Origin of the sequence: Martelella lutilitoris (genome assembly GCF_005924265.1) — a bacterium.
Lineage (GTDB): Bacteria > Pseudomonadota > Alphaproteobacteria > Rhizobiales > Rhizobiaceae > Martelella > Martelella lutilitoris.
Genome location: NZ_VCLB01000007.1, coordinates 169699 through 195180, shown reverse-complemented (window position 1 = coordinate 195180; position 25482 = coordinate 169699). Strand labels below are relative to the sequence as shown.

The following is a 25482-nucleotide window of genomic DNA, read 5'->3' as shown; positions in this document are numbered from 1 at the left end:
GGCGTCTGAGATCGGCAGGCATGACAGCAGAAGACGGCAAGGCAGAGGTTTTTTTTCGAGCGCAACCCGATGATGACGGTGCGCCGGGCAGCGACGCGGCCTATGGCGGCGGCGGCGCGCGCGCCATTCTGAAATCGCCCGGCATGTTCCTTGTCGTCGGCGCTCTGGTCACCGCCTTCGTTTCCCTTTTCGTCCTGCTGGGCCTGACGCCGATCAAACCGACCGGCCGGGTCGTCGCCGGGCTGGTTGCAGCAAATTCGGTCTTTGTGCTGGCGATGATCTTCCTGATCAGCCGCGAGGTCCTCCGCCTCCTGAAGGCGCGAAAACGCGGACGGGCCGCCGCACAGCTTCACATTCGCATCGTTGCGCTGTTTTCAATCGTGGCGGTAACGCCGGCGATCGTCGTGGCGATTTTCGCGACGTTGACGCTCAATGCCGGGCTCGACCGCTGGTTCGCGCTTCGCACCCAGTCGATCGTCCAGTCATCGCTCAACGTCGCCCAGGCCTATATGATGGAGAATGCGAGCTATCTGCAGGGGCAGACGCTCTCCATGGGCAATGATCTGGAGCGCAACCGCTCGCTCTATTTTCTCGATCGCACCGGTTTTTCCGACCTGATGACCCGTCAGGCGCGCGGGCGCGGCCTGCTTGGCGCCTTCCTGATGCGCGACGATGGCAGCGTCATCGTTCAGGCCGATCTCGGCGACGAGACCGTGCTGCCCGATATCCCGGATGACGCGCTGGAAAAGGCGGCCTCCGGAACGCCGACGCTGATCCCGCCCGGCGACACCAACCTCGTCGGCGCGATCATCGCGCTTGAAGCCATACCCGACAGCCTTCTCTACACCGTCCGCGCAGTCGATCCGAACGTGATGGGCGCCATGCGAATGATCGAGGACAATGTCTCCGAATACTCGACCATGGAGGAAGGGCGTTTCTCGATCCAGGTGGCCTTCGGCGTGCTCTATCTCGGTTTTGCGCTGATCGTGTTGCTTGCCGCGATATGGACCGGGATCGCCGTTGCCGACCGCATCGTGCTGCCGATCCGCCTGCTGATCGGCGCGGCCGACCAGGTCGCGTCCGGCGACATGAAAGTTGCCGTGCCGGTGCGCACCATCGATGGCGATGTCGGCCGGTTGTCGAGCACCTTCAACAAGATGATCGCCGAAATCCGGGCGCAGCAACGGGAGATCCTGCTGGCCAAGGATGAGGTGGACGACCGCAGGCGCTTCATCGAGGCGGTGCTTTCCGGCGTGACCGCCGCCGTGATTGGCGTCGATGAAAGCCGCACCATTACCATCGCCAATATATCGGCGGAGGAGCTTCTGGCGGTGAAGGGCGAGGAGCTGATCGGCCGCAAGCTTGTCGATATCGCGCCCGAGATCGACATGGTGATGACGGCTGCGATGCGCCGCCGCCGGCAGAATTTCCGCCGGCAGATCAATCTCCTTCGCCTTGGCAAGGAACGCACGCTCTCGGTCCAGGTCACGCGCGAGGACAGCCGCGACGCCTCGAATTCCTACGTCATCACGCTTGACGACATCACCGACCTGATTATCGCCCAGCGCTCCACCGCCTGGGCCGACGTCGCCCGCCGCATCGCACATGAGATCAAGAATCCGCTGACCCCGATCCAACTGTCCGCCGAACGGATCAAGCGCCGTTTCGGCCGCAAGATCGAGGACGAGGAGGACCGCAAGGTCTTTGACCAGTGTACTGATACAATCGTCCGCCAGGTCGGTGATATCGGGCGCATGGTCGATGAATTCTCGTCCTTCGCGCGCATGCCCAAGCCCTCGAAATCGGCCGGAGACCTGCGCCAGATTCTTTCCGACGCCGTGTTCCTGCTCGAGATCGGGCGCACAGACATCACCTTCCTGCGCGAGCTCGGCGACGCACCGCTCGAAGGTCTCTTCGATGACAGGATGCTCGGGCAGGCCTTCGGAAATATTCTCAAGAATGCTGTAGAAGCCATTGAAAGCATTCCGGCAACCGAGTTTGACGGAGAGCGCAAAATTCTTGTGCGTGCAGAATTTGACAAGACGCGGGATCGCTATGTCATCGACTTCATCGACAACGGCAAGGGCCTGCCGATCGAAAACCGTCACATGATCCTTGAACCCTATATTACGATGCGCGAAAAAGGCACCGGGCTCGGTCTCGCGATCGTGCGCAAGATCATAGAAGAACACGGCGGCAAGCTGGAATTGCATGATGCCCCGGAGGATTTTGCCGGGGGAAGGGGCGCGATGATCCGCGTGGAGCTGCCGCACGTTCATGACGGCGAGCGCATGCGCGAGGAAACAGACAAGGAAGAACAAGATGGCCTCTGATATTCTCGTCGTCGATGACGAGGCGGATATCCGTGATATCGTCTCGGGCATCCTGTCCGACGAAGGGCATGAGACTCGCGTTGCCCATGACAGCGACAGCGCGCTTGCCGCGATCGCCGACCGCGTTCCGCGCCTGATCTTTCTCGATATCTGGATGCAGGGCAGCCGGCTGGACGGGCTGGCGCTCCTGGAAGAGATCAAGCAGCGCTATCCAGACCTGCCGGTGGTGATGATCTCCGGTCACGGCAATATCGAAACCGCCGTTTCCTCGATCAAGCGCGGCGCCTTCGATTTCATCGAAAAACCGTTCAAGGCCGACCGGCTGGTGCTGATCGCCGAGCGGGCGCTGGAGAATTCACGACTGAAATCGGAAGTGGAGGAGCTGAAGCGCAAGAGTGGCGACCCGGACGAACTTGTCGGCTCGTCGCTGCTGATCTCGCAACTGCGCCAGACCGTCGATAAGGTCGGGCCAACCAACAGCCGCGTGATGATCTTCGGCGGCTCCGGGTCGGGCAAGGAAATCGTCGCCCGGCTGATGCACCGGAAGAGCCTGCGCGCCGAAGCGCCCTTCGTGGCGTTGAACGCGGCCGCCATCACGCCCGAGAACATGGAGACCGAGCTTTTCGGCGTCGAACCCGGCGGCGGTCGCACGCGCAAGACCGGCGCGCTGGAGCGCGCCCACCGCGGCACGCTCTACCTCGACGAGATCGGCGAAATGCCGCTTGAAACGCAGAAGAAGATCCTGCGCGTTTTGATCGACCAGCAGTTCGAGCGCGTCGGCGGAAGCCGGAGGGTTTCGGTCGACGTCCGGATCCTGTCATCGACCGCGCTCGATCTGAGGGCGCGCATCGACGACGGCCTGTTCCGTCAGGACCTCTTCCATCGCCTCGCCGTGGTGCCGGTGCGTATTCCTGCGCTTTCGGAGCGGCGGGAAGACATTCCCTTCCTCGTCGACTTCATCATGCGCCAGCTCTGCGAGCAGGCCGGCATTCGCCAGCGGCGCATCGGCGACGACGCCATGGCCATCCTCCAGGCGCATGACTGGCCGGGCAATATCCGGCAGTTGCGCAACAATCTCGAACGCCTGCTGATCCTATCGCGCGAGGAGGATGCCGGTCAGCCGATCGGCGCCGAGCTGCTGCCGGCCGACCTTTCCGACGTGCTGCCGCAGATCCAGACGTCGGGTGACGCCCATATCATGACCTTGCCGCTCAGAGAGGCGCGCGAGCGTTTCGAGCGCGACTATCTGATGGCCCAGATCAACCGCTTCGGCGGGAACATTTCCAGGACCGCCGAGTTCGTCGGCATGGAGCGCTCGGCATTGCACCGCAAGCTGAAGTCCCTTGGCATTTGACGGAAAACCGGGCAGATTGCGGTCCGCTGAGCCACCGGAATTGTAGAAACCCCAGAGGGGTCTTATGAAAATCATCATCTGCGGCGCGGGCCAGGTCGGCTTCGGCATCGCCGAACGCCTTTCCCAGGAATATAACGATGTTTCCGTCATCGATACGTCGGCCTCGCTGATTGCCGCCATCACCGAACTGCTCGACGTGCGCGGCTATGTCGGCCACGGGGCCCATCCGGACGTGCTTGCCAAGGCTGGCGCCGACCAGGCGGACATGATCATCGCCGTAACCTTGCACGACGAGATCAACATGGTCGCCTGTCAGGTGGCCCATTCGCTGTTCAACGTGCCGACCAAGATTGCCCGGATCCGGTCGCAGAGCTATCTGCATTCGCACTATTCGGACCTGTTCTCGCGCGACCACATGCCGATCGACGTGACGATCTCGCCTGAAGTCGAAGTCGGCAAGATGGTGCTGCGGCGCATCTCGTTTCCGGGCGCGACCGATATCGTTCGTTTCGCCGACGAGAAGATCGCGATGCTGGCGGTCGAGTGCAATGACGATTGCCCGGTGCTGAACACGCCGCTGATGCAGTTGAGCCAGCTCTTTCCCGATCTGAACGCCACCGTGACGGGGATCTACCGCGACGAGGAAGTGATCATTCCACACTCGACGGACCAGATTCTCGCCGGCGACCTCGTCTATGTCGTGTGCGAGCAGGAGCATATCCGCCGCACGCTGGCGCTTTTCGGCCATGAGGAGCAGGAAGCGCGGCGGATCGTGATTGCCGGCGGTGGCAATATCGGTTTCTTCGTGGCCAAATCCATCGAGGACTTGCAGCCGAAGACCCGGCTGAAAATGATTGAACTCGACCGGGAGAAGGCCATTGCCGTCTCCGATGCGCTTCACCACGGCATCGTCTTGCAGGGCTCGGCGCTCGACCAGAACATCATGATCCAGGCCGATGTGCCGGACGCCCATCTGATGGTCTCGCTCACCAATAACGACCAGACCAATATCCTGGCCTCGGTGATCGCCAAACAGCTCGGCTGCAAGTCGAACCTGGCGCTCCTCAACAATCCGTCTTTCCATGAAGTGACGAAATCGCTCGGCATCGACGCCTATATCAACCCGCGCGCCGTCACCATCTCGCGCGTGCTGCAGCATGTCCGCAAGGGTCGTATCCGCTCGGTCTATGCGGTGCAGAAAGGAGCGGCCGAGGTGATCGAGGCCGAGGCGTTGACGACCTCGCCGCTGGTTGGCACGCCGTTCCGTGATCTCGACCTGCCGGAGGGCATTCGCATCGGCGCGGTCTATCGCGGCAACGAGATCCTGCGTCCAAACGGCGATCTCAAGATCAAGCCGCATGATCGCGTCATTCTGTTCGCCGTGGCATCCGCCGTACGCCATGTGGAACAATTGTTCAGGGTTTCCATCCAGTATTTCTGATAATCGCGAGGTGCGCGGCGCTGCGCTGCGGCAGGCGGGCGGTTTTCGCCGTTGCGGAAGCGCTGTCAATTTGCTACCACCAGAACTTGACTGGTTGTTTCCGTGTCTTGGAAACAACGCAATGAGGTGGGAACCGGCTATCGGCCGGCAAGAGTAAGAAAGAAGCGGCGCCATGGCGGAACGTTCTCAGAATTTGCAGGATCTTTTTCTCAATACTGTCCGCAAGCAGAAGATCTCGCTCACGATTTTTCTCATCAACGGGGTAAAGCTTACGGGCGTTGTCACCTCCTTTGACAATTTCTGCGTGTTGTTGCGTCGCGATGGGCATTCCCAGCTGGTCTACAAGCATGCGATCTCGACGATCATGCCTGGCCAGCCGGTGCAGATGTTCGAAAACGATGACAACGCCTCCTGATCTGGTGATCTTCCATTACCGATACATTCTTTCCTGAAAGCGAGTATGAGAACCGGGATTCGTCGCGGGCTCTGGTTCTCGTTCCCGTTATCAAGACCCAACGCGGCAACGAGGGCGAAACCACGTCCCGCGCGCCCGAAAGCCGTCTGCAGGAGGCCGTCGGGCTTGCCCGCGCAATCGGCCTCGACGTTGTTGCCTCCGAGATCGTCGCCGTCAACGAACCGCGCCCGGCCACGCTGATCGGCACGGGCAAGATCAAGGAAATCGATGAAATCCTTGACGACCGCAACATCGGCCTGGTGATCGTCGATCATCCGCTGTCGCCCGTCCAACAGCGCAATCTCGAGAAGGAATGGGTCGCCAAGGTGATCGACCGAACCGGCCTCATTCTCGAAATCTTCGGCGAGCGCGCCTCCACCAAGGAGGGGCGACTGCAGGTCGAGCTTGCGCATCTGAACTATCAGCGCGGCCGCCTTGTCAGAAGCTGGACCCACCTGGAACGCCAGCGCGGCGGCGGCGGCTTCATGGGCGGCCCGGGCGAAACCCAGATCGAGGCCGACCGAAGGCTTCTGCGCGAGCGGATCACCAAGCTCGAGCGTGAGCTGGAACAGGTTGTGCGCACGCGCCAGCTGCATCGCTCCAAGCGCAAGAAGGTGCCGCATCCGATCGTGGCGCTTGTCGGCTATACCAATGCCGGCAAATCGACCCTGTTCAACCGCATCACCGGGGCAGGGGTGCTGGCCGAAGACATGCTTTTCGCCACCCTCGATCCGACATTGCGAAGGATGAAGCTGCCACACGGGCGCACGGTCATCCTCTCCGACACGGTTGGCTTCATTTCGGATCTTCCGACCCATCTCGTCGCCGCCTTCCGCGCAACGCTGGAAGAAGTGCTGGAAGCCGATCTGATTCTCCATGTGCGCGACATGGCCGATCCCGCGCGCGACGCGCAGTCCGACGATGTGCTGCGTATTCTCGGCGAGCTCGGCATTGACGAAAAGGCCCAGAACGAGCGGATCATCGAGGTCTGGAACAAGCTCGATCTTCTCGAACGCGAAGAGCATGACGCGCTGATGGCGCGGGCTGCGGCCAACGAGGCTGTGATGGGCGTTTCCGCCGTCACCGGCGAGGGCGTCGATGCCCTCGTGGATAAGATTGCCTCGCGTCTGGCGGGCGTCCTGACCGAGACGACGATCACGCTCGCGCCCGACAAGCTTCACCTTCTGCCGTGGATCTACGAACACGCGCTCGTCGACGAGCGCCGCGACCTCGAGGATGGCTCCGTCAGCCTCGATATCCGCGTCCCCGGCGCCGAGGCCCAGCGGCTGGAGAGCATGCTGGCCGGATAGCGGCCTGGCATCTGACGTTTTCTGGCGGCAACCGGTCGTCGGGGAGGCCGCGCCTGATCATTTCAATCATCTTGTCCATCTTCCGCGCCATGGGATCGCTTTCCATCGCGGAACATCGCACAGAAAAAGGCCGGTCCCTGGGGACCGGCCTTTGACGTTTGACCGTCTTTCAGGCGTCCGATCAGCGATCGGCAATCGCCACGAAGTCGCGTTCGGCAGCGCCGGTGTAGAGCTGGCGCGGGCGGCCGATGCGCTGTTCCGGGTCCTCGATCATCTCGTTCCACTGGGCAATCCAGCCGACCGTGCGGGCGAGGGCGAACAGCACGGTGAACATGGTGGTGGGGAAGCCGAGCGCCTTCAGCGTGATGCCGGAGTAGAAGTCGATGTTCGGATAGAGCTTCTTCTCGATGAAGTACTCGTCCGTCAGCGCGATCTTTTCCAGTTCCATGGCAACATCCAGGAGCGGATCGTCCTTGATGCCAAGTTCGCCGAGAACCTCGTGGCAGGTCTTCTGCATGATCTTGGCGCGCGGATCGTAGTTCTTGTAGACGCGGTGACCGAAGCCCATCAGACGGAAGGGATCGTCGCGATCCTTGGCGCGGTCGATATATTCGGGAATGCGGTCAACCGAGCCGATTTCCTCGAGCATGTTGAGCGCGGCCTCGTTGGCGCCGCCATGGGCAGGGCCCCAAAGGCAGGCGATGCCGGCCGCGATGCAGGCGAACGGGTTCGCGCCCGAGGAGCCGGCGAGGCGCACGGTCGAGGTCGAGGCGTTCTGCTCGTGATCGGCATGCAGGATGAAGATGCGGTCGAGCGCGCGCGACAGGATCGGGTTGACCTTGTATTCCTCGCACGGCGTGGCGAAGCACATGTGCAGGAAGTTAGCCGCATAGTCGAGGTCGTTGCGCGGATAAACGAAAGGCTCGCCGACATGGTATTTATAGGCCATCGCGGCAATCGTCGGGATCTTGGCGATCATCCGGATGCTGGCGATCTCGCGCTTGTACGGGTCGGAGATGTCGATCGAGTCGTGGTAGAAGGCCGACATGGCGCCGACGCAGCCGCAGATGATGGCCATCGGATGGGCATCGCGGCGGAAGCCGGTGAAGAGCCGGGTCAGCTGCTCGTGGATCATGGTGTGGTGGGTAACGCGGAAGTCGAAATCCTTCTTCTGCGTTGCCGTCGGCAGTTCGCCGAACAGAAGCAGATAGCAGACTTCGAGGAAGTCCGCGTTTTCGGCCAGCTGATCGATCGGATAGCCGCGATGCAGCAGCACGCCCTGGTCGCCGTCGATGTAGGTGATCGTGGACTTGCACGATGCGGTTGAGGTGAAGCCGGGGTCGTATGTGAACATGCCCGACTGTTTGTAGAGCGAATTGATGTCGAGCACTTTTGGACCGAAGGTGCCTGCTTCGACGTTCAGTTCCAGTTCCTGTCCGTCCAAGATAAGTTTGCCAGTTTCCGTCATGCTATCCTCCAAATCTTCCAGCGCGGTACGCGTGAGATACACGATCAAAGGTATCAACTAGGTATAGGATCGATGCGCCGCTGCCAAGCCGCTGAGTGGTTCATGTTGCGGTGCAATTGATGATGTTTAATTGCGTTTAGCAAGTTTTTTCATGATCTGAAAAGGAAAATTTCCCCGCCGACTTCGTCGGCAACGTTGCATTTTGGTACGGGGCGCTACACCATACCTTACGTTGCGTTTGGGCGGCCGGCATGGGAGAGGAACAGGAACAGTCTGAAGACCTGGAGCGACGTGCCGGAAGACGGCGCGTCGGTTGGAAAACGCGCACGCGGCGCAGCTTGCAAACTTCGCTTCACGCCTTTGCCCGCAAGCATGACGACCATTCCGGCGACCGGAGAAAAATGGGTCGTTTTGTCGCGCATGCCGCAGAAGAATTGGCATTTGGCCGGGCCTTTCTGTTTGTCCCGCTGTTAATGGCGTTCGGCGCGGCATGGTGGTTTTCAAGGCCGTCCTCGCCGCCGTTCTGGGGTCTTTTTCTGTATTGGTCGATCGCCGTCCTTTCATGGCTTGCGCTGCGTTACGCACGACCGGGAAGAAGGCTTGCTGCGGGGGCTGCCGCCGCCTTCCTCACCGGCGCGGTGTTCGCCCAGCTCGAGGTTCAGCGACTGTCCACGGTCATGCTCGATGCTCCGGTGACGACCCAAGTGACCGGTCTCGTCGAGGCGCGCGAGCCCACCGACAGCGGATGGCGCTATGTGGTGCGCGTTGTCGCAACCGAGGACCCGGTGATCCGGCGACCGCCGGACCGGGTCACGCTTGTTGCCCGCGGCAAATTGCCGCCGATCGAAACTGGCGGCGCGATAACCGGCCTTGCCCGTCTTTCTCCGCCGTCCGGGCCGGCGCTGCCGGGACTGGTCGATTTCGGCTTTCTTTCCTATTTCGACGGCATCGGCGCTGTCGGCTTTTTCTACGGCGCACCGCAAGCGCCTTCGACGCCCATATCTTTCCCGCCGGAGGGGATTTTTCAATCAGCCGGGAATGCTGCAGGCCTTTGGATCGAGCGTCTGCGCGATTCGATTGCCGGGAAAATCCGCGCCGTGCTCCCCGGCGAATCGGGCGCCTTTGCCAATGCGATCATCACCGGAGAGCGGCGCGCGCTCAGTGACTCCACACTTGATGCGCTGCGGAATGCGGGCCTTGCCCATGTGATCGCCATTTCCGGCCTGCACATGGCGCTTGCCGCCGGCATCTTCTTTTCCACGCTGCGTTTGTTCCTGTCCTTCTCGCCAAAAGCGGCCGAGGCGGTTGCCACGAAAAAGCTTGCGGCCCTGACGGCGATGTTCGCCGCCGCCTTTTATCTCGCCATTTCCGGCATGCAGGTTTCGGCGCGCCGTGCCTTCATCATGCTCGCCGTCATGTTGGCCGCGGCCATCGTCGACCGGCCGGCAATCAGCCTGCGCAATGTCGCGCTTGCCGGCCTCGTGATCCTCGCCATGTCCCCGTCGGAAGCCGTCGGTCCGGGCATGCAGATGTCGTTTGCCGCGACGTTGGCGCTGATCGCAGGCTATAGCATCTGGCGCAGGCGACAGGCCGGCGAGGGAGGGGGCAAGACGCATGCGATGGCCCGGATCATCATCGTAGCGGCATCCGGCATCCTCTTGACCGCATTGATCGGCGGGCTTTCGACCGCGCCGATCGCGATGGCCCATTTCCAGCGCGTGGCCGGTTATGGCCTTCTCGGCAATCTGCTGGCGATGCCTGTCGTCACCTTCCTCGTCATGCCAGCGGGGCTTCTTGCAATGCTGGCCATGCCGCTCGGCCTGCATGCGCCTTTTCTCCTGATCATGGGCCTCGGCCTCGATTGGGTGATCGCTATCGCGAAATGGGTCGATGGTCTTGGCGGCGCCTTCGAGACCGGCGCGATGCCGCCCGGCTTTCTGATACTTTTCCTTGTCGGCTTCATGTTGCTGGTGCTGCTCAGCACCCGCCTGAGACTGGCGGGCCTTGCTCCGATGGCGCTTGCCTTCGGTCTGCTCTTCCTGCCGCAAAACCGAGGCGCGCCGGCTCTGCTCGTGTCGGAAGATGGCGTGTTGCTGGCGTTTGTCACAGGCGACGCGGCGGCCCTCAGCAAGAGCCGGCCGCCGGCCTTCATTTATGAGCAATGGCAAAGCGCCTATGCGATCAAATCGGCGGAACCACCCGAAGAAAGCCAAAGGACCGCGGCGCTGTTCGATGGCGTCGATCGTTTCGACCGTCTGGATTGGGACAGGTTGGAAGGGGCCGGCGTCGCCCTTGCATCAGATATCGCGGCTGCGCGCAAGCGCCCGGGTCACTTCATCTGCGAAAAAGATGCCTGGTGCGTGGCAGTGCTCTCAGGGGGGGCGCCCCAATCCGGGACACTCAGTGTTGCCCAGATCTTCCGACCGGCGCTCGCCGGCGCGGCGTGCGACCATGCCGATGTCGTCGTCAGCGTCTACCGACCGGGGTTCGAGGCCTGCAGATCCGGCAGTTTTCTCGTAACGCCGGCCATGCGCCGCCAGACCGGCGCGTTGCGGCTGACGATCAAGCCGCCGGAGACGATCACCGGCGCGGCCTCCGACGACGCAGAGCCGCCCGGCCTTGGCAAAATACCGGAGAACGGCGCTCCTGTGCGGATCGGGTTATTCGGCGATTTCGAATACGAGTTGGGGGCCGAGCGGTCGGACCACGTGGTCGAGGAGGCCTCCATGCGCGCGGCCAGGTTTGCCGGCGCCGGGCCACCGGAACGCATGGCTGCCGGCTTGCAGCCAAGCCTTGAACGACAGACAGCGAGCAGACCCGCCGAAGCCTTGCAGCCGAGCGAAATGGGCGCGGGAAGGGCAGAAAATTCTGATCCGGGCAGCACCGCTTTCGAAGCCTTCGCAAGAAGAACAACGCAGGGAGGCGCGCTGGGAACTCTCGCATCTGCCGCCTGCGGCAAACCGCAGATCACCATCACGCCAGCCATCACCTCGCTCACCCGGCCCTGGAACCGGCATCGCCTGTATGACTGGCGCTCCGGGACATATCAAACGCCGATCGACCTGCCGAAACAGGTCGAATTCGTCAGTGGTAGCGGCGGATCAGGCCGACAAGCTTGCCCTGAACCTTGACCTGGTCCGCGGCGAAAATCCGAGTCTCATAGGCCGGGTTGGCCGCTTCAAGAGCAATGGAGGCGCCCTTGCGCCGGAACCGCTTCAGCGTCGCCTCTTCGTCATTGACGAGGGCAACGACGATATCGCCGGGAGCGGCGGTGTTGATATTGCGGATGATCACCGTGTCGCCGTCGAAAATGCCGGCCTCGATCATCGAATCGCCCTGAACCTCCAGCGCGTAATGCTCACCGGTCCCGAGCATTTCGGCCGGGACGGCAATGGCATGCGTGTTTTCCTGAATGGCCGAAATCGGCACACCGGCTGCAATCCGTCCCATGACCGGAATATCAGCCGAACCACTGTCCGACGCGACCTTCGTCGCCGGCGGCGTCTTGCCGAGGCTGCCCTCGATCACGCTTGGCGAGAAACCGCGGCGCGGCGGCTGCGCGGCCATGCTGTCTGGCATGCGCAGGATTTCAAGCGCGCGGGCGCGGTTGGGAAGGCGGCGGATGAAGCCGCGTTCCTCAAGCGCCGTGATCAGCCGGTGAATGCCAGATTTGGAAGCGAGATCCAGCGCCTCCTTCATCTCATCGAAAGACGGGGGAATACCTGTCTCCTTCATCCGCTCATGGATGAAATAAAGCAGTTCCTGTTGCTTGCGCGTCAGCATCTTCAACCCCTAGCCTTCGAAACAAATCCAGAACGTTTATATCTGTTCTCACTGTGTTCCGCAAGACGAAAGAGTCCGCCGTAGAAACGCCGCCCGCCGAACAAGCGAATGATCGCATATCACGGTCGTGCTTTGCCGACAGTCGCGGGAATTGGGCGTATCGCCGATATCTGAAATTGGTGAGCGCGCAGGGGTTCGAACCCTGGACCTACTGATTAAAAGTCAGTTGCTCTACCGGCTGAGCTACGCGCTCCCTCGTCCGGCGCTTGCGCAAAGGGCCGGCGGAAAGTGGGCGGAACATAGAAAGGGTCTTTGCGAAGGTCAACCCGGAAATTCGGCTTCGCCGGACAATTCGCCGTCACGGCATCTTTGCGGAAAGGTGATTGGAATTGATCGGCGCTGTGGTTTAAGGAACCGGCGGGGCCGGCTTCGCATCTGGTGCTGATCGAACGATGCGGGCCGGAACCAGGCGGCCGCTTCCGTCCAGGTCGGTGACCGGAGATGAAGCGAAGGCCCCGAAAGAAGGAAAAACAAGGTCTTTGAGTATTCTTCTGAAGTGCATTCATAGAATTCCTCTGGCCGGCAAACGGGAGATAACCTGGTGTCGATTGGCGATATCTCACTGCTGACCGCGCTTCTTGCCGGCGCGCTGTCCTTCCTGTCTCCCTGCGTGCTGCCGCTGGTGCCGCCCTATCTGTGCTACATGGCCGGCATTTCGATCGACCAGTTCAAGGGCGATACGAAGGTCCGGCCGGCAAGCGTGCTGTTGCCGGCGCTGTTCTTCACGCTCGGTTTTGCGACGGTCTTCGTGGCGCTCGGGGCAGGGGCATCGTCGATCGGTCAGCTTCTGCGGCAGTATATGGATATCCTCGCCAAGGTCGGCGGGGTGATCATCATCATCATGGGGCTGAATTTCCTCGGCGTGCTGAGAATTCCTTTCCTTTCGCGCGAGGCCCGGTTTCACGGCGGCGGCAAGCCGGCCAGCATCTCCGGCGCTTATGTGATGGGTCTTGCCTTCGCCTTTGGCTGGACGCCGTGCATCGGTCCGGTTCTGGGCGCAATCTTGGCGGTGGCGGCGACAAAGGCGACGGTCGCCAACGGCGCTGTGCTGCTGGCGATCTATTCGCTTGGCCTTGCCGTACCCTTCTGGATCGCCGCGCTGTTCTCGGGCGCCTTCATGCGCTTCCTCTCTCGCTTCCGCAAACATCTGGGCGCGGTCGAAAAAACCATGGGCGCGCTGCTGATTCTGACCGGGATAGCCTTTCTTTTCGGCTTTATTGCCGATATGGCGATCTGGTTCCAGCAGACCTTCCCCGTTCTCTCGCAAATCGGCTAGGGCCTGCGAAACCCGGGGTTTCGCGCAATGTCAGGCATTTTCCAGCTTCTCTTTCCCTTTTTCGGGCTGATCGCGGTCGGCTTCATCGCCGCCAAGATCATCAGGCAAAAGGAGGAGGGGCTCGTCTGGCTCAATGTCTTCATCGTCTATGCGGCACTGCCGGCGCTGTTCTTCAAACTTGTCTCGAATACGCCCTTCGACCAGCTGACAAGGCTTGACTTCATATCGGTCGACCTGATGGCGACCTACAGCGTCTTTCTGGCCCTGTTTGCCGCAGGCTATTTCTGGAAACGCAACGGCGTGCGCGAGAGCACGATCCAGGCCTTTGCCGGTTCCTACGGCAATATCGGCTATATGGGGCCGGGACTTGCGCTTCTGGCGCTCGGGGAGGCCGCGGCCGTGCCGGTGGCGCTGATCGTCTGTTTCGAAAATGCCCTGCACTTCATTGTCGCGCCAACGGTCATGGCGGTGGCTGAAGGCGGGACGGTGCGCAAGAAAGCGCTTGCTTGCCAGGTGGTGACAAAGGCGCTGCTGCACCCCTTCATCATCGCCACCGCGCTGGGCTTTACGGTTGCCGCAACGGGCGCGCCCGTACCTGAAGCTTTCAACAGACTGGTCGACTATCTGGCGCAGGCGGCCGCGCCCTGCGCGCTCTTTGCCATGGGCGTGACGCTTGCGCTCAGACCGGTCAAGCGCGTACCGGCGGAGATCGGCTATATCGTGCCGGCCAAGCTCGTTCTGCACCCCGTCCTGGTCTACGCCTTCATGATGATCCATGGCGGCTTCGATCCGGTCTGGGTTGAGGCGGCGGTGCTTCTGGCAGCCTTGCCCACGGCGACCAATGTCTTTGTCATCGCCCGGCAATACGGCATCTGGTACGAGCGCGCCTCGGCGACGATCCTGATCACCACCGTCTGCTCGACCGCGACGCTCGCCGTGCTCCTGGCGCTGATCGACCGAGGGTTTGTTCCGCTTTAGCCGGCAAAAAGCGCCTTGACGCCCCGGAGCGGCTCGACGCCTTCGCGCATGGCAAACTGGCGCAGCGGCGGAACGGCCGACAGCATGTAAAGTCCGGCCGAACGGGCAAGCTGTGTCGGGATGAAATCGGCGAGCAGCGAGCGGTTCAAAAGATCGACGCTCGCCGTCCTGCTCCAGACGTCGGAGCGGCGCAGGAAATCATAGCGCTCGCCGGAGCGTGACGCGACTTTCGATCCGTCGATGCCGTCCAGCATGCGGGCAAGGCGCATGATGTCGCGCAGCGAAAGATTAAGGCCCTGCGCGCCGATCGGCGGAAACGCATGGGCGGCCTCGCCGACGAGAACCATGCGGCCCTTGCCGAAGCGGTTCGCCACCATGGAGGAGAGCGGCCATTTCTGCACCGGCCCCTCGACCGAAACGCTTCCGAGCAGCGATTGCATGCGTTCTTCGATGGCTTGAGCTATCTCTTCTTCGGGGCGGGCGGCCATGGCATCGGCGGCCGGCGTATCCATCACCCACACAAGGCTGGAGCGGTGCCTGTCCGGCAACGGCACCTGGGTGAAGGGGCCGCCGCGGGTATGAAACTCGGTCGAAATATCGTCATGGGCAAGCGCATGAGCGAAATTGAGCACGACGGCGGACTGCTTGTAGGACCATTGCCTGACGGCAATGCCGGCGCTGTCGCGCACCTTGGAACGCCGCCCGTCGGCACCGACCACAAGCTCGGCTGAAATTTCCTCGCCGTCCGCGAGCGTCAGCGAGACAGCGTCCTTGCCGGTGGCGATCGTTTCGGCCGTGGTCGGCAAATGCGCGATATTGGGTTCCGCCTTCACCGCGTCGGCAAGCCTGGCGACGAGAACCCTGTTTGGAATGTTGTAGCCGAAGGCTTCCAGATCGATTTCGGCGGAGCGGAAGGCGACCGTCGGCGCGCGCACCAGCCGGCCTGTGCCGTCAATGATGCGCATGGTTTTCAGCGCCGCCGCCTCCGGCTTGATCGCCTGCCAGAGGCCGAGACGGGCAAGAAGCGCGATCGAGTGATCCATCAGCGCCGTGGTGCGGTGGTCGCTGACATTCGGCGCGGGGGCGACAAGCGCGACCTTGCGTCCGGCTCGGGCAAGCGCCAGCGCCGAGATCATTCCGGCGGGTCCGCCGCCGACAACGGCAATCTCATAATCCGACATTCGATAAACCTCGTCTCAACCGGGAAACGTTTGCATCCGATATAATGCGGCTTGCCGGGTTTTGCCGCGAAAAATTATGGAAAAACATGTTTTTTTTGTACCTCGGGCCGGTTCTGGTGCATTGTGGGGACTATCGAAGCCACAGGGCCTTTTGCGGCCGGAACGTGACGGAAGTCGAATGGGTCTATTCAGTCAGCGCAGAGTTCCTTATGCGGAAATCCGGGCGTTTTCCGTCCATATCCTGACGGCATCGGGCTCGTTCCTGGCTTTCCTAGGGGTGGTCGCCGCCGCTGAGGGGCGATTCGTCGCCATGTTCTGGTGGCTCGGCGCAGCCCTTCTGGTCGATGGCATCGACGGACCGATCGCACGTCGCCTCAAGGTCAGCGAAGTGTTGCCCAGCTGGTCGGGCGTCATGCTCGACAACATCATCGATTATGTCACCTATGTGCTGCTGCCGGCCTTCGCGCTCTACCAGTCGCATATGATCGGCGAGCCGCTCTCTTTTGTCGCCGCTGCGCTGATCGTGGTCTCGAGCGCGATCTATTACGCCGACAGCGGCATGAAGACCGACGAGAACTTCTTTTCCGGCTTTCCCGTCGTCTGGAACATGGTGGTGTTTTCCTTCTTCGTGATCGAGCCGTCCTCGCTTCTGGCCATGGTGATCGTGCTTGTTTCGGTCGCGCTCACCTTCGCGCCGGTCAACTTCCTGCATCCGGTCCGGGTCAAGCGGCTGCGGCCGCTCAACCTCGGCGTTTTTGCGGTCTGGTGCATCACCGGCTTCATCGCGCTCCTTCTGCGTTTCGATGCGCCGGTGTTCATCGAGGCACTGTTCGTCGCAAGCGGCGTCTATCTGTATGTGATCGGGATGGTGCTCCAGTTTCTGCCGAAGCTCGGCTCGCGGGCGGCCGAGACCCGGGCGGAGTTTTGACGGGGGCTGCCGCTCGGTTGAATAAAGTCGTTGGAAAACCGGCAAAAGTCATTGCGTTTCAATGAAGGTTCGTGCTTCATTTATACGCAATACGGGGGAAGTTCTATTTTTTAGTCAATTTCCGGGACATGATGCGTGCGGCAGGACCCGGTGTGCGTTTTCGGGTGAAGACCGGAGGGCAGTTTGAACCAAAACAATAATCAGGCGGGCGGATCACTCTTGTCCGTCCGGGGTCTGACGAAATATTTCGGTACCTTTGCCGCCTGCGACGGCATCGATCTCAACATCGACAATGGCGAAATTCACGCTTTGCTCGGCGAAAACGGCGCCGGCAAATCCACATTGGTGAAGATGCTGTTCGGGGTGCTGGAGCCCTCCGAAGGCGAAATCTTGTGGGAGGACAAGCCGCAGCGCATCGAGGCGCCGGCGGTCGCGCGCAAGATCGGCATTGGCATGGTGTTCCAGCACTTTTCGCTGTTCGAGGCGCTGACGGTCGCCGAAAATATCGCGCTGTCGCTCGATCCCGGCATCTCGCTTGCAAAGATCGCGGAAGAATCACGCAGGCTCTCGGTCGAGTACGGCCTGCCGCTCGATCCGCGCGCCCATGTGGCCGATCTCTCGGTCGGCGAGCGCCAGAGAATCGAGATTGTGCGCGCGCTGTTGCAAAACCCGAGCCTGATCATCCTCGACGAGCCGACATCGGTGCTGACCCCGCAGGAGGCGGACCGGCTGTTCGAGACGCTCGCCAAGCTGAAGGCGGAGGGACGATCGGTTCTCTACATCTCCCATCGCCTGGAGGAAGTGCAGCGCATCTGCGACAAGGCGACCGTTCTGCGCCACGGCAAGGTGACGGGCGACTGCAATCCGCGCAACGAGACGGCGTCCTCGCTGGCGCGAATGATGGTCGGCGGCGAGGTGTCCGAGATTACCCGGCCGGAAGCGATGAAGGCCGGAAAGGTCCTCCTTGAGGCAAAGGGGCTGAACGCGCCGGCGCGCACGCCATTCTCAACGGCGCTCAAGAATATCTATCTCGAAGTCAAGGCCGGGGAAGTGCTGGCGATCGCCGGAGTCGCGGGCAATGGCCAGTCGGAGTTGTTCGACGCGCTTTCGGGCGAATATCCGGTGGACGACAACATTTCCATCCAGATCGACGGCCAGCCTGTCGGCGCCAAGGGCATCAATGCCCGGCGTAAACTTGGCGCAGGCTTCGTTCCCGAGGAGCGCCACGGCCATGCTGCCGTGACCGGCATGACGCTTTCAGAAAACCTTATCCTGGCCCGCAACCAGGCCGAATCGGAGACCTTTCTCGCCGGCGGTCCGCTGAGGGTCATCCGCCGCGCGGTCGCGCGCGCAAGGACCGGCGAAATCGCCGGCTTCATGGATGTGCGCAAGAGCGGCGAGAACCCGGCGGCGGGCTCGCTTTCCGGCGGCAATCTGCAGAAATTCATCGTCGGACGCGAGCTCGACCGCAAGCCCAAGGTCATCATCGTCAACCAGCCGACCTGGGGCGTGGATGCCGGCGCCGCCGCCCATATCCGCCAGTCGCTCGTCGATCTCGCCAAATCCGGTTCGGCCGTTTTGGTGATCTCGCAGGATCTTGACGAGATCTTCGAGATCGCGACAAGGATCGCCGTCATTTCAGAGGGCCGGCTTTCAGACAGCCATCCGGCCGAGACGATGACGCGCGAGCGGATCGGCTTGTTGATGGGCGGCATCCATGGCGAGGATGCGGGCAAGGATTTGGAGAGCGCCGATGCGCATTGAACTTGAACGGCGCGCCGACAGTTCGCCGCTGTTTTCGCTGCTCTCGCCGCTGATCGCCTTCGGCCTCACCGTGTTTTTCGGCGCGATCATGTTCGCGCTTCTCGGCAAGGACCCGATGGAAGCGCTTTACAGCTTCTTCATCGAGCCGCTTTTCGACATCTGGTCGCTGCACGAACTGATGATCAAGGCCGCGCCGCTGATCATGATCGCGGTCGGGCTGACGGTCTGTTACCGCTCCAACATCTGGAATATCGGCGCGGAGGGTCAGTTCACCGTCGGCGCCATCGTCGGCTCCATTGTGCCTGTCTATTTCTATGAATGGTCGTCGCCGCTGCTTCTGCCGATCATGCTTGTCATGGGCGCCGTCGGCGGCGCGCTTTATGCCGGCATTCCCGCGCTGTTGAAGAACTACTTCAACACCAACGAGATCTTGACCTCGCTGATGCTGGTCTATGTCGCGCAACTTTTCCTCGATTGGCTGGTGCGCGGCGCCTGGCGCAATCCGCAGGGCTTCAACTTTCCGCAGACGCGCGAATTCGTCGATGCCGCAATGTTGCCCGAAATGGTCTCGTCCGGCCGCGCGCATTACGGTTTCGCGATCGCAATCCTCGCCGCCTTCGTCGTCTGGTTCATGATGCGCTTCACGCTGAAGGGTTTCGAGGTCAACGTCATCGGCCAGTCGCAGCGGGCAGGGCGGTTCGCCGGCTTCTCCTCGCGCAAGATGGTCTGGTTCTGCTTTCTTCTGTCCGGTGGACTGGCAGGGCTTGCGGGCATTAGCGAGATTTCCGGCGCGCTCGGCTATCTCCAGCCGCAGATTTCGCCCGGCTATGGTTTCACCGCCATCATCGTCGCCTTTCTCGGCCGCCTCAATCCACTCGGCGCGATCGTTTCGGGTCTGGTGCTAGCGCTCACCTATATCGGCGGGGAAGGCGTGCAGTTCACGCTCGGCGTCTCCGACAAGGTCACCCGCGTATTCCAGGGCATGTTGCTGTTTTTCGTTCTCTCCTGCGACACGCTGATCCTCTACAAGGTGCGGGTCATTTTCGCGGGCAAGTCGTCTGAGGGGAAAGCGTCATGATCGTCGAAGCCATTCTCCTGACCGTCATTACTGCCTCCACGCCACTGGTTCTGGCCGCAATCGGCGAACTGGTCTGCGAACGCGCTGGCGTCCTGAACCTCGGCGTCGAGGGCATGATGGTGATGGGGGCGGTCGGCGCCTTCGCCACGGCGCATGCCACCGGCTCGCCCTATCTCGGCATGCTGGCCGGTCTTGCCACAGGGGCCCTCTTTTCGCTGCTGTTCGGCTTCCTGACGCTGACGCTGGTTGCCAACCAGGTGGCGACCGGTCTGGCGCTCACCATTCTGGGGCAGGGGCTTTCGGCGATGATCGGCGAAAGCCTGGTTGGCCGTGCCGGCGTGAAAATGCCCTCGCTGGACTTCCCGGTCTTGTCGGACATCCCTTTCATCGGGCCACTGCTGTTCGATCAGGACCTGTTCTTCTATCTCTCGATCGCCATTGTCGCCGGAACCTCCTGGTTCCTGTTCAAGACCCGCAAGGGGCTTGTGCTCCGCGCCGTCGGCGACAGCCACGCCTCCGCTCACGCGCTCGGCATCAACGTCATCGGCATTCGTTATCTCGCGGTCATGTTCGGCGGCGCGTGCGCGGGCCTTGCCGGCGCACAGCTCTCGCTGGTCTACACGCCGCAATGGACGGAGAACATGGCGGCGGGCAGAGGCTGGATCGCGCTGGCGCTGGTGGTCTTCGCTTCATGGCGTCCCTGGGGCGTTCTGCTCGGCGGCTATCTCTTCGGCGCGGTCACCATTGGCCAGCTTCACGCCCAGGCCTTCGGCATCGCCATCCCCTCGCAATTCCTCTCGGCGCTGCCCTATGTCGTAACCATTCTCGTCCTCGTCATCATCTCGCAGAACCGCAGGATGACGCTGATCAATACGCCTGCGGCGCTCGGCAAACCCTTTGTGCCGGATCGCTAGGCAGGCTAGACTTATCATTTTCGATCAAACCGAAAGAGGTGAACAATGAAATCGCTGAAATTCGCTCTCGCCGCCTCCGCGGCAGTCATTGCCGGCTTTGCCGCCTCGGGCGCTGCCGCCCAGGAAGACGTCAAGGCCTGCTTCGTCTATGTCGGCTCGGCAACGGACGGCGGCTGGACCCAGGCGCATGACATTGCCCGTCAGGAACTGGAAGACACGCTTGGCGTTGAAACCGCCTATATCGAAAACGTCCCGGAAGGCCCGGACGCCGAACGCGCGATCGAACGCATGGCCCGCTCCGGCTGCACCATCGTGTTCACCACCTCCTTCGGCTTCATGGAGCCGACGCTGAAGGTCGCCGCCAAATATCCGGATGTGAAGTTCGAACACGCCACCGGCTACAAGACCGCCGACAATGTTGCGACCTATAATTCGCGCTTCTATGAAGGCCGTTACATCTCCGGCGTCATTGCCGGCTCGATCTCCGAAAGCGGCATCGGCGGCTATATCGGCTCCTTCCCGATCCCGGAAGTCGTCATGGGCATTGACGCCTTCCAGCTCGGCGCGCAGTCGGTAAACCCCGACTTCACCACCAAGGTCGTCTGGGCCAACACCTGGTTCGACCCGGGTCGCGAGGCCGACGCCGCCAAGGCGCTGATCGACCAGGGCGTCGACGTTCTGGCGCAGCACACCGACACGACCGCGCCGATGCAGATTGCCGCAGAGCGCGGCATCAAGGCCTTCGGCCAGGCTTCCGACATGATCGAGGCCGGTCCGGAAACGCAGCTGACGGCAATCCTCGACACCTGGGCGCCCTATTACATCAAGCGCGTCGAGGCGGTTCAGGACGGCACCTGGACCCCGGAGCAGAGCTGGGACGGCCTGAAAGACGGCATCCTCTCCATGGCGCCCTACACCAACATGCCCGATGACGTGAAGGCGCTGGCCGAGGAAACCGAAGCCAAGATCATCTCCGGCGAACTGAAGCCGTTTACCGGCCCGGTCACCCTGCAGGACGGCACGCCGTGGCTTGCCGAAGGCGAGGAAGCCGATGATGGCACGCTGCTCGGCCTCAACGTTCTGGTCGAAGGCGTGGACGGCACCATTCCGAGCTCGGAGTAATCCTGGCACAACCGATACAGGAAAGGCGTCCGCAAGGGCGCCTTTTTTGTTGCATCCCGGCTAGCGCATCGGCCCGAAAATCGGAATCGATTTCCGGAAAGCACGATGCGTAGATTCAATAGTTAGAGCGTCCTTTGTGCGTCCGAATGGACGCACGCGCTCTAATGTCCGAAACGGATAAACTTCATTCATAATTTTTGAATAGGTCTCGGGCACGAATACGCTAAAAGCGGTAACCGGTTCGCATATGGAGGTTTCATGTCACGCAGCGCTCTGGCCATTGTTCTTGCCGCCGGCGACGGCACCAGGATGAAATCGGACAAGACCAAGATGCTGCATGAAGTGGCCGGCCGCGCCATGGCGGCCCATGTGGTCGACACCGTTGCCCGGTCCGGCGTGAACGAGACGGTTCTCGTCGTCGGGCGAGACGGCGACAAGGTCGCCGCCGCCTGCGCTTCCGCGGACAAGACCGTGAGGACCTTCGAACAGACCGAACGCCTAGGCACCGCCCATGCCGTGCTTGCCGCGCGCGAGGCGATCGCAGCAGGTTTTGACGACCTCATTGTCACCTACGGCGATACGCCCTTGATCACCGCCGAAACGCTCGGCAGGGCCCGCACCGCGCTGGCCGAAGGCAGTGATGTCGTGGTCATCGGTTTCGAAGCCGCCGATCCGACGGGCTACGGCCGACTTCTGGTGAGAGACGGGGCGCTGACGGCAATCCGCGAGGAGAAGGATGCGAGCGCCGACGAACGCGGCGTGAAACTCTGCAACAGCGGCCTGATGGCGATCAACGGCCGCCGCGCGCTCGAATTCCTCGATGCGATCGGCAATGACAACGCCAAGGGCGAGTATTATCTGACCGACGTGGTGGAAGTGGCGCTTGCAAAGGGCGGCCGGGCGAGCGTGGTGATGGCCGATCCGCAAGAGGTGCTTGGCTGCAACAACCGCGCCGAACTGGCTGAGCTGGAACGCATCTGGCAGGCGCGCCGTCGCCGCGAACTGATGCTGTCGGGCGTCACGATGATCGCCCCGGAGACGGTGTTTCTTTCCCATGATACCGAGATCGGCCTCGATACGGTGATCGAACCCAATGTCTGGTTCGGGCCGGGCGTGCGCATTGCCGCCAACGTCACCATCCATGCTTTCAGCCATATCGAAGGCGCTTCGGTCGCTTCCGGCTGCCAGGTGGGGCCGTTTGCGCGCCTCAGGCCCGGCGCCGTGCTGCATGACGATGCCAAGGTCGGCAATTTCTGCGAGGTGAAAAACGGCGATATCGGCGTCGGCGCCAAGGTCAACCATCTGAGCTATATCGGCGACGCCAGCGTCGGCGCGAAGGCCAATATCGGCGCGGGAACGATCACCTGCAATTATGACGGCGTGAACAAGGCGCGGACCACGATCGGCGAAAGCGCCTTTATCGGTTCCAATTCGGCGCTTGTGGCGCCGGTTGCGATCGGGAACGGCGCCTATGTCGGCTCCGGCAGCGTGATCACCACCGATGTGCCGGACAATGCCCTCGCCATTGCTCGTGGCCGGCAGGAAAACAGGGAAGGGCGGGCCGAACTGATACGCGCCCGCGCGCGCGCCATAAAGGCGGCGAAGCAATCGAAATCCTAAAGTTTCAGCGGAGAGAACAGCGGAATGTGCGGAATTGTCGGAATTGTCGGCCGCGAGCCGGTCGCCGAGCGGCTTGTCGATGCGTTGAAGCGCCTGGAATATCGCGGCTATGATTCCGCCGGCATCGCCGTCATCGAGGCTGACGGAGCGCTTTCCAGAAGGCGCGCGCCAGGCAAGCTGGAAAATCTGCGCGCCCGTCTTTCGCAAGATCCGGTCGACGGCGTGACCGGCATAGCCCACACCCGTTGGGCGACCCATGGCGTGCCGAGCGAGACCAATGCGCACCCGCACGTCGCCGGCGATGTCGCCGTGGTCCATAATGGCATCATCGAGAATTTCGCCGAACTGCGGGCCGAGCTTGCGGCGGACGGCGTGGTCTTCGAGACGGAGACCGATACGGAAATCGTCGCAAGGCTGCTGGACAAGCACCGCCGCGAAGGCCTTGCGCCTCGTGATGCGGTGCTCGCCATGCTGCAAAGGGTCACCGGCGCCTTTGCCCTGGTGATCCTGTTCCAGGACCGGCCGGAAACGCTTTATGTTGCCCGCTACGGACCGCCGCTGGCCGTCGGTTACGGTTCTTCGGAAATGTATGTCGGCTCGGACGCGATCGCGCTTGCGCCCTTTGCTCAAGGAATTTCCTATCTCGAGGACGGCGACATGGCGATCGTCGACCGCGACGGCGTCGAGTTCTGCGATTTTTCCGGCGCGCCCGTTGCCCGCAAGCGCCAGCCGCTGCAGCTCTCCTCGATGCTGATCGACAAGGGCAATCACCGACACTTCATGGAGAAGGAAATCTTCGACCAGCCGGAAGTGATCTCGCACACGCTCGGCCATTATTGCGATTTCGCCAACCAGCGGGCGCAGACGGACGGCGACGGGGTCGATTTCTCGAAAGTCTCGAAGCTGGCAATTGCGGCCTGCGGCACCGCCTATCTGTCCGGCCTGATCGGTAAATACTGGATCGAGCGTTTCGCCCGTCTTCCCGTCGAGATCGATGTCGCCTCGGAATTCCGTTATCGCGAAATGCCGCTGTCGGAAGACCAGCTGGCGCTGTTCATCTCGCAGTCCGGCGAGACCGCCGACACGCTCGCATCGCTGCGCTATTGCAAGGCGAACGGGGTGAAGACCGGCGCGCTGGTCAACGTCACCGGCTCGACGATTGCGCGGGAGGCCGATGCGGTCTTTCCCATTCTCGCCGGGCCGGAGATCTCGGTTGCCTCCACCAAGGCCTTTACCTGCCAGCTTGCGCTGATGGCCTCACTGGCGCTGAGGGCTGGACGCGAACGCGGGACGTTGTCGCTGGAGGAGGAGCAGACCCTCGTTCACCAGCTTTCGGAGGTGCCGCGGCTGATGAGCCGGGTGCTGCATGCGGTCCAGCCGCAGATTGAACGCCTGGCGCGGGAACTGTCGCGCTTCCACCACGTGCTGTATCTCGGTCGCGGCACCAGCTATCCGCTGGCGCTCGAAGGCGCGCTGAAGCTGAAGGAAATTACCTATATCCATGCCGAGGGCTATGCCGCGGGCGAACTGAAGCACGGACCGATCGCGCTGATCGACGAGAACATGCCGGTCATCGTCATTGCGCCGCATGACCGGTTCTTCGAAAAGACGGTCTCCAACATGCAGGAGGTCGCCGCCCGCGACGGTCGTATCGTCTTCATCACCGACGAGGCCGGCGCGGCTGCGTCCGACCTGAAGACCATGGAGACGATCGTGCTGCCGGATATGCCGGAATTCATCGCGCCCATGGTGTTTGCCCTGCCGATCCAGTTACTGGCCTATCACACGGCCGTTTTCATGGGCACGGATGCAGACCAGCCGCGAAACCTTGCCAAGGCCGTCACCGTGGAGTGAGGCGGATCAAGATTTCCTCCTGGCAAATGTGATAGTCTCCACAGCAAGGAGGATCACGAAAATGAAGATACGCCGTGAAAGCCATGACGATGTCCGGGCCGTTGATGCGCTGGTGCGCCGGGCGTTCTATGGGCATCCCCACAGCGATGGCAGCGAGCCGGATATCATTCGCCGCCTGAGAAGCGTGGGGGCGCTCTCGCTTGCGCTGGTGGCGGAGGAAGACGGTCGGATTATCGGTCATATCGCCTTTTCCCCGGTCGGGTTTTCCGGCGGCGCACGGGATTGGTATGGCGTCGGCCCCGTTGCCGTCGATCCGGACTGTCAGAACAAGGGGATCGGCTCGGCGCTGATGCTCGGCGGCCTCGAACTCCTGAAGGATGACGGCGCGCGCGGCGCCATCCTCGTCGGTGATCCCGGCTTCTATGGCCGTTTCGGCTTCCAGGCGGAGCCCGGCGTCTCCCACAAGGGCGTCCCCGCCGAGAATCTGCTTGTCCTGCCATTCGACAATGAACTTCCGAAGGGCGAGGTTGCCTTCCACCGCGCTTTTTTCGGCGAGGTCTGAAC

General features: G+C 61.9%; 19 protein-coding genes and 1 tRNA gene. 16 read left to right on the top strand and 4 right to left on the bottom strand.

Annotated features, from left to right (window positions below):
• The first annotated feature begins 20 nt into the window (after positions 1 to 20).
• The 5 genes from FF124_RS13815 to hflX all read left to right on the top strand — a co-directional run bounded on the left by FF124_RS13815 (position 21) and on the right by hflX (position 6892).
• Positions 21 to 2333, top strand: a complete 2313-nt coding sequence (locus FF124_RS13815) for a sensor histidine kinase NtrY-like (RefSeq protein ID WP_138749075.1) — start codon at positions 21 to 23, stop codon at positions 2331 to 2333.
• Positions 2323 to 3687, top strand: coding sequence for a nitrogen assimilation response regulator NtrX (gene ntrX / locus FF124_RS13810; protein WP_138749074.1), 1365 nt, complete (start codon positions 2323 to 2325; stop codon positions 3685 to 3687). The genes FF124_RS13815 and ntrX overlap by 11 nt, the downstream gene beginning before the upstream one ends.
• Before the next feature lie 64 nt (positions 3688 to 3751).
• A complete protein-coding gene (trkA, locus tag FF124_RS13805) occupies positions 3752 to 5128 on the top strand; it encodes a Trk system potassium transporter TrkA (protein WP_138749073.1) in 1377 nt (458 codons plus the stop codon).
• A 172-nt stretch (positions 5129 to 5300) separates the two neighbouring features.
• Complete coding sequence (gene hfq, locus FF124_RS13800) at positions 5301 to 5543, top strand: RNA chaperone Hfq (RefSeq protein WP_024706884.1); 243 nt, start codon at positions 5301 to 5303, stop codon at positions 5541 to 5543.
• Positions 5544 to 5557: 14 nt separating this feature from the next.
• Positions 5558 to 6892: a GTPase HflX gene (hflX, locus tag FF124_RS13795; protein ID WP_138749072.1), complete on the top strand. Its 1335-nt coding sequence runs from the start codon at positions 5558 to 5560 to the stop codon at positions 6890 to 6892.
• Between the two features lie 181 nt (positions 6893 to 7073).
• Here hflX and gltA read toward each other — a convergent pair whose 3' ends face one another.
• The gene (gene gltA / locus FF124_RS13790; RefSeq protein ID WP_138749071.1) at positions 7074 to 8360 is read right to left on the bottom strand and encodes a citrate synthase; all 1287 of its coding nucleotides are present in this window, start codon (positions 8358 to 8360) and stop codon (positions 7074 to 7076) included.
• 338 nt (positions 8361 to 8698) lie between these two features.
• Between gltA and FF124_RS13785 the strand changes: the two genes are divergently transcribed.
• Positions 8699 to 11491 carry a ComEC/Rec2 family competence protein gene (locus FF124_RS13785; RefSeq protein WP_187326939.1) on the top strand — a complete coding sequence of 931 codons (2793 nt, stop codon included), beginning with the start codon at positions 8699 to 8701 and terminating at the stop codon, positions 11489 to 11491.
• On the opposite strand, the gene lexA is transcribed toward FF124_RS13785, so the two are convergent.
• Both lexA and FF124_RS13775 read right to left on the bottom strand, forming a co-directional pair.
• Positions 11445 to 12143: a transcriptional repressor LexA gene (gene lexA, locus FF124_RS13780; protein WP_138749069.1), complete on the bottom strand. Its 699-nt coding sequence runs from the start codon at positions 12141 to 12143 to the stop codon at positions 11445 to 11447. The two genes, FF124_RS13785 and lexA, sit on opposite strands and share 47 nt — an antisense overlap.
• Before the next feature lie 177 nt (positions 12144 to 12320).
• Positions 12321 to 12396, bottom strand: a tRNA-Lys gene (locus tag FF124_RS13775).
• Positions 12397 to 12744: 348 nt separating this feature from the next.
• Between FF124_RS13775 and FF124_RS13770 the strand changes: the two genes are divergently transcribed.
• Positions 12745 to 13479, top strand: a complete 735-nt coding sequence (locus FF124_RS13770) for a cytochrome c biogenesis CcdA family protein (RefSeq protein ID WP_138749068.1) — start codon at positions 12745 to 12747, stop codon at positions 13477 to 13479.
• A gap of 27 nt (positions 13480 to 13506) precedes the next feature.
• Positions 13507 to 14457: an AEC family transporter gene (locus tag FF124_RS13765; RefSeq protein WP_138749067.1), complete on the top strand. Its 951-nt coding sequence runs from the start codon at positions 13507 to 13509 to the stop codon at positions 14455 to 14457.
• Here the strand turns inward: FF124_RS13765 and FF124_RS13760 are convergent.
• Complete coding sequence (locus tag FF124_RS13760; protein ID WP_138749066.1) at positions 14454 to 15638, bottom strand: UbiH/UbiF family hydroxylase; 1185 nt, start codon at positions 15636 to 15638, stop codon at positions 14454 to 14456. The genes FF124_RS13765 and FF124_RS13760 overlap by 4 nt on opposite strands.
• Before the next feature lie 178 nt (positions 15639 to 15816).
• Between FF124_RS13760 and pcsA the strand changes: the two genes are divergently transcribed.
• From pcsA to FF124_RS13720, 8 genes are all read left to right on the top strand, one after another.
• Positions 15817 to 16566, top strand: coding sequence for a phosphatidylcholine synthase (gene pcsA / locus FF124_RS13755; RefSeq protein ID WP_138749065.1), 750 nt, complete (start codon positions 15817 to 15819; stop codon positions 16564 to 16566).
• Between the two features lie 183 nt (positions 16567 to 16749).
• Positions 16750 to 18330 carry an ABC transporter ATP-binding protein gene (locus tag FF124_RS13750; protein ID WP_138749064.1) on the top strand — a complete coding sequence of 527 codons (1581 nt, stop codon included), beginning with the start codon at positions 16750 to 16752 and terminating at the stop codon, positions 18328 to 18330.
• Entirely contained in the window at positions 18320 to 19408 is a 1089-nt protein-coding gene (locus tag FF124_RS13745) for an ABC transporter permease (protein WP_138749063.1), read from the top strand. The genes FF124_RS13750 and FF124_RS13745 overlap by 11 nt, the downstream gene beginning before the upstream one ends.
• A complete protein-coding gene (locus FF124_RS13740) occupies positions 19405 to 20322 on the top strand; it encodes an ABC transporter permease (RefSeq protein ID WP_138749062.1) in 918 nt (305 codons plus the stop codon). Before FF124_RS13745 ends, FF124_RS13740 begins: the two co-directional genes overlap by 4 nt.
• A 45-nt stretch (positions 20323 to 20367) precedes the next feature.
• Positions 20368 to 21444, top strand: coding sequence for a BMP family ABC transporter substrate-binding protein (locus tag FF124_RS13735; protein ID WP_138749061.1), 1077 nt, complete (start codon positions 20368 to 20370; stop codon positions 21442 to 21444).
• Positions 21445 to 21702: 258 nt separating this feature from the next.
• Positions 21703 to 23064: a bifunctional UDP-N-acetylglucosamine diphosphorylase/glucosamine-1-phosphate N-acetyltransferase GlmU gene (glmU, locus tag FF124_RS13730; RefSeq protein WP_138749060.1), complete on the top strand. Its 1362-nt coding sequence runs from the start codon at positions 21703 to 21705 to the stop codon at positions 23062 to 23064.
• Positions 23065 to 23088: 24 nt separating this feature from the next.
• Positions 23089 to 24918 (top strand): glutamine--fructose-6-phosphate transaminase (isomerizing), encoded by a 1830-nt coding sequence (gene glmS / locus FF124_RS13725; RefSeq protein ID WP_138749059.1) that lies wholly within the window; start codon positions 23089 to 23091, stop codon positions 24916 to 24918.
• A gap of 61 nt (positions 24919 to 24979) precedes the next feature.
• A complete protein-coding gene (locus FF124_RS13720) occupies positions 24980 to 25480 on the top strand; it encodes a GNAT family N-acetyltransferase (protein WP_138749058.1) in 501 nt (166 codons plus the stop codon).
• Positions 25481 to 25482 lie beyond the last annotated feature (2 nt).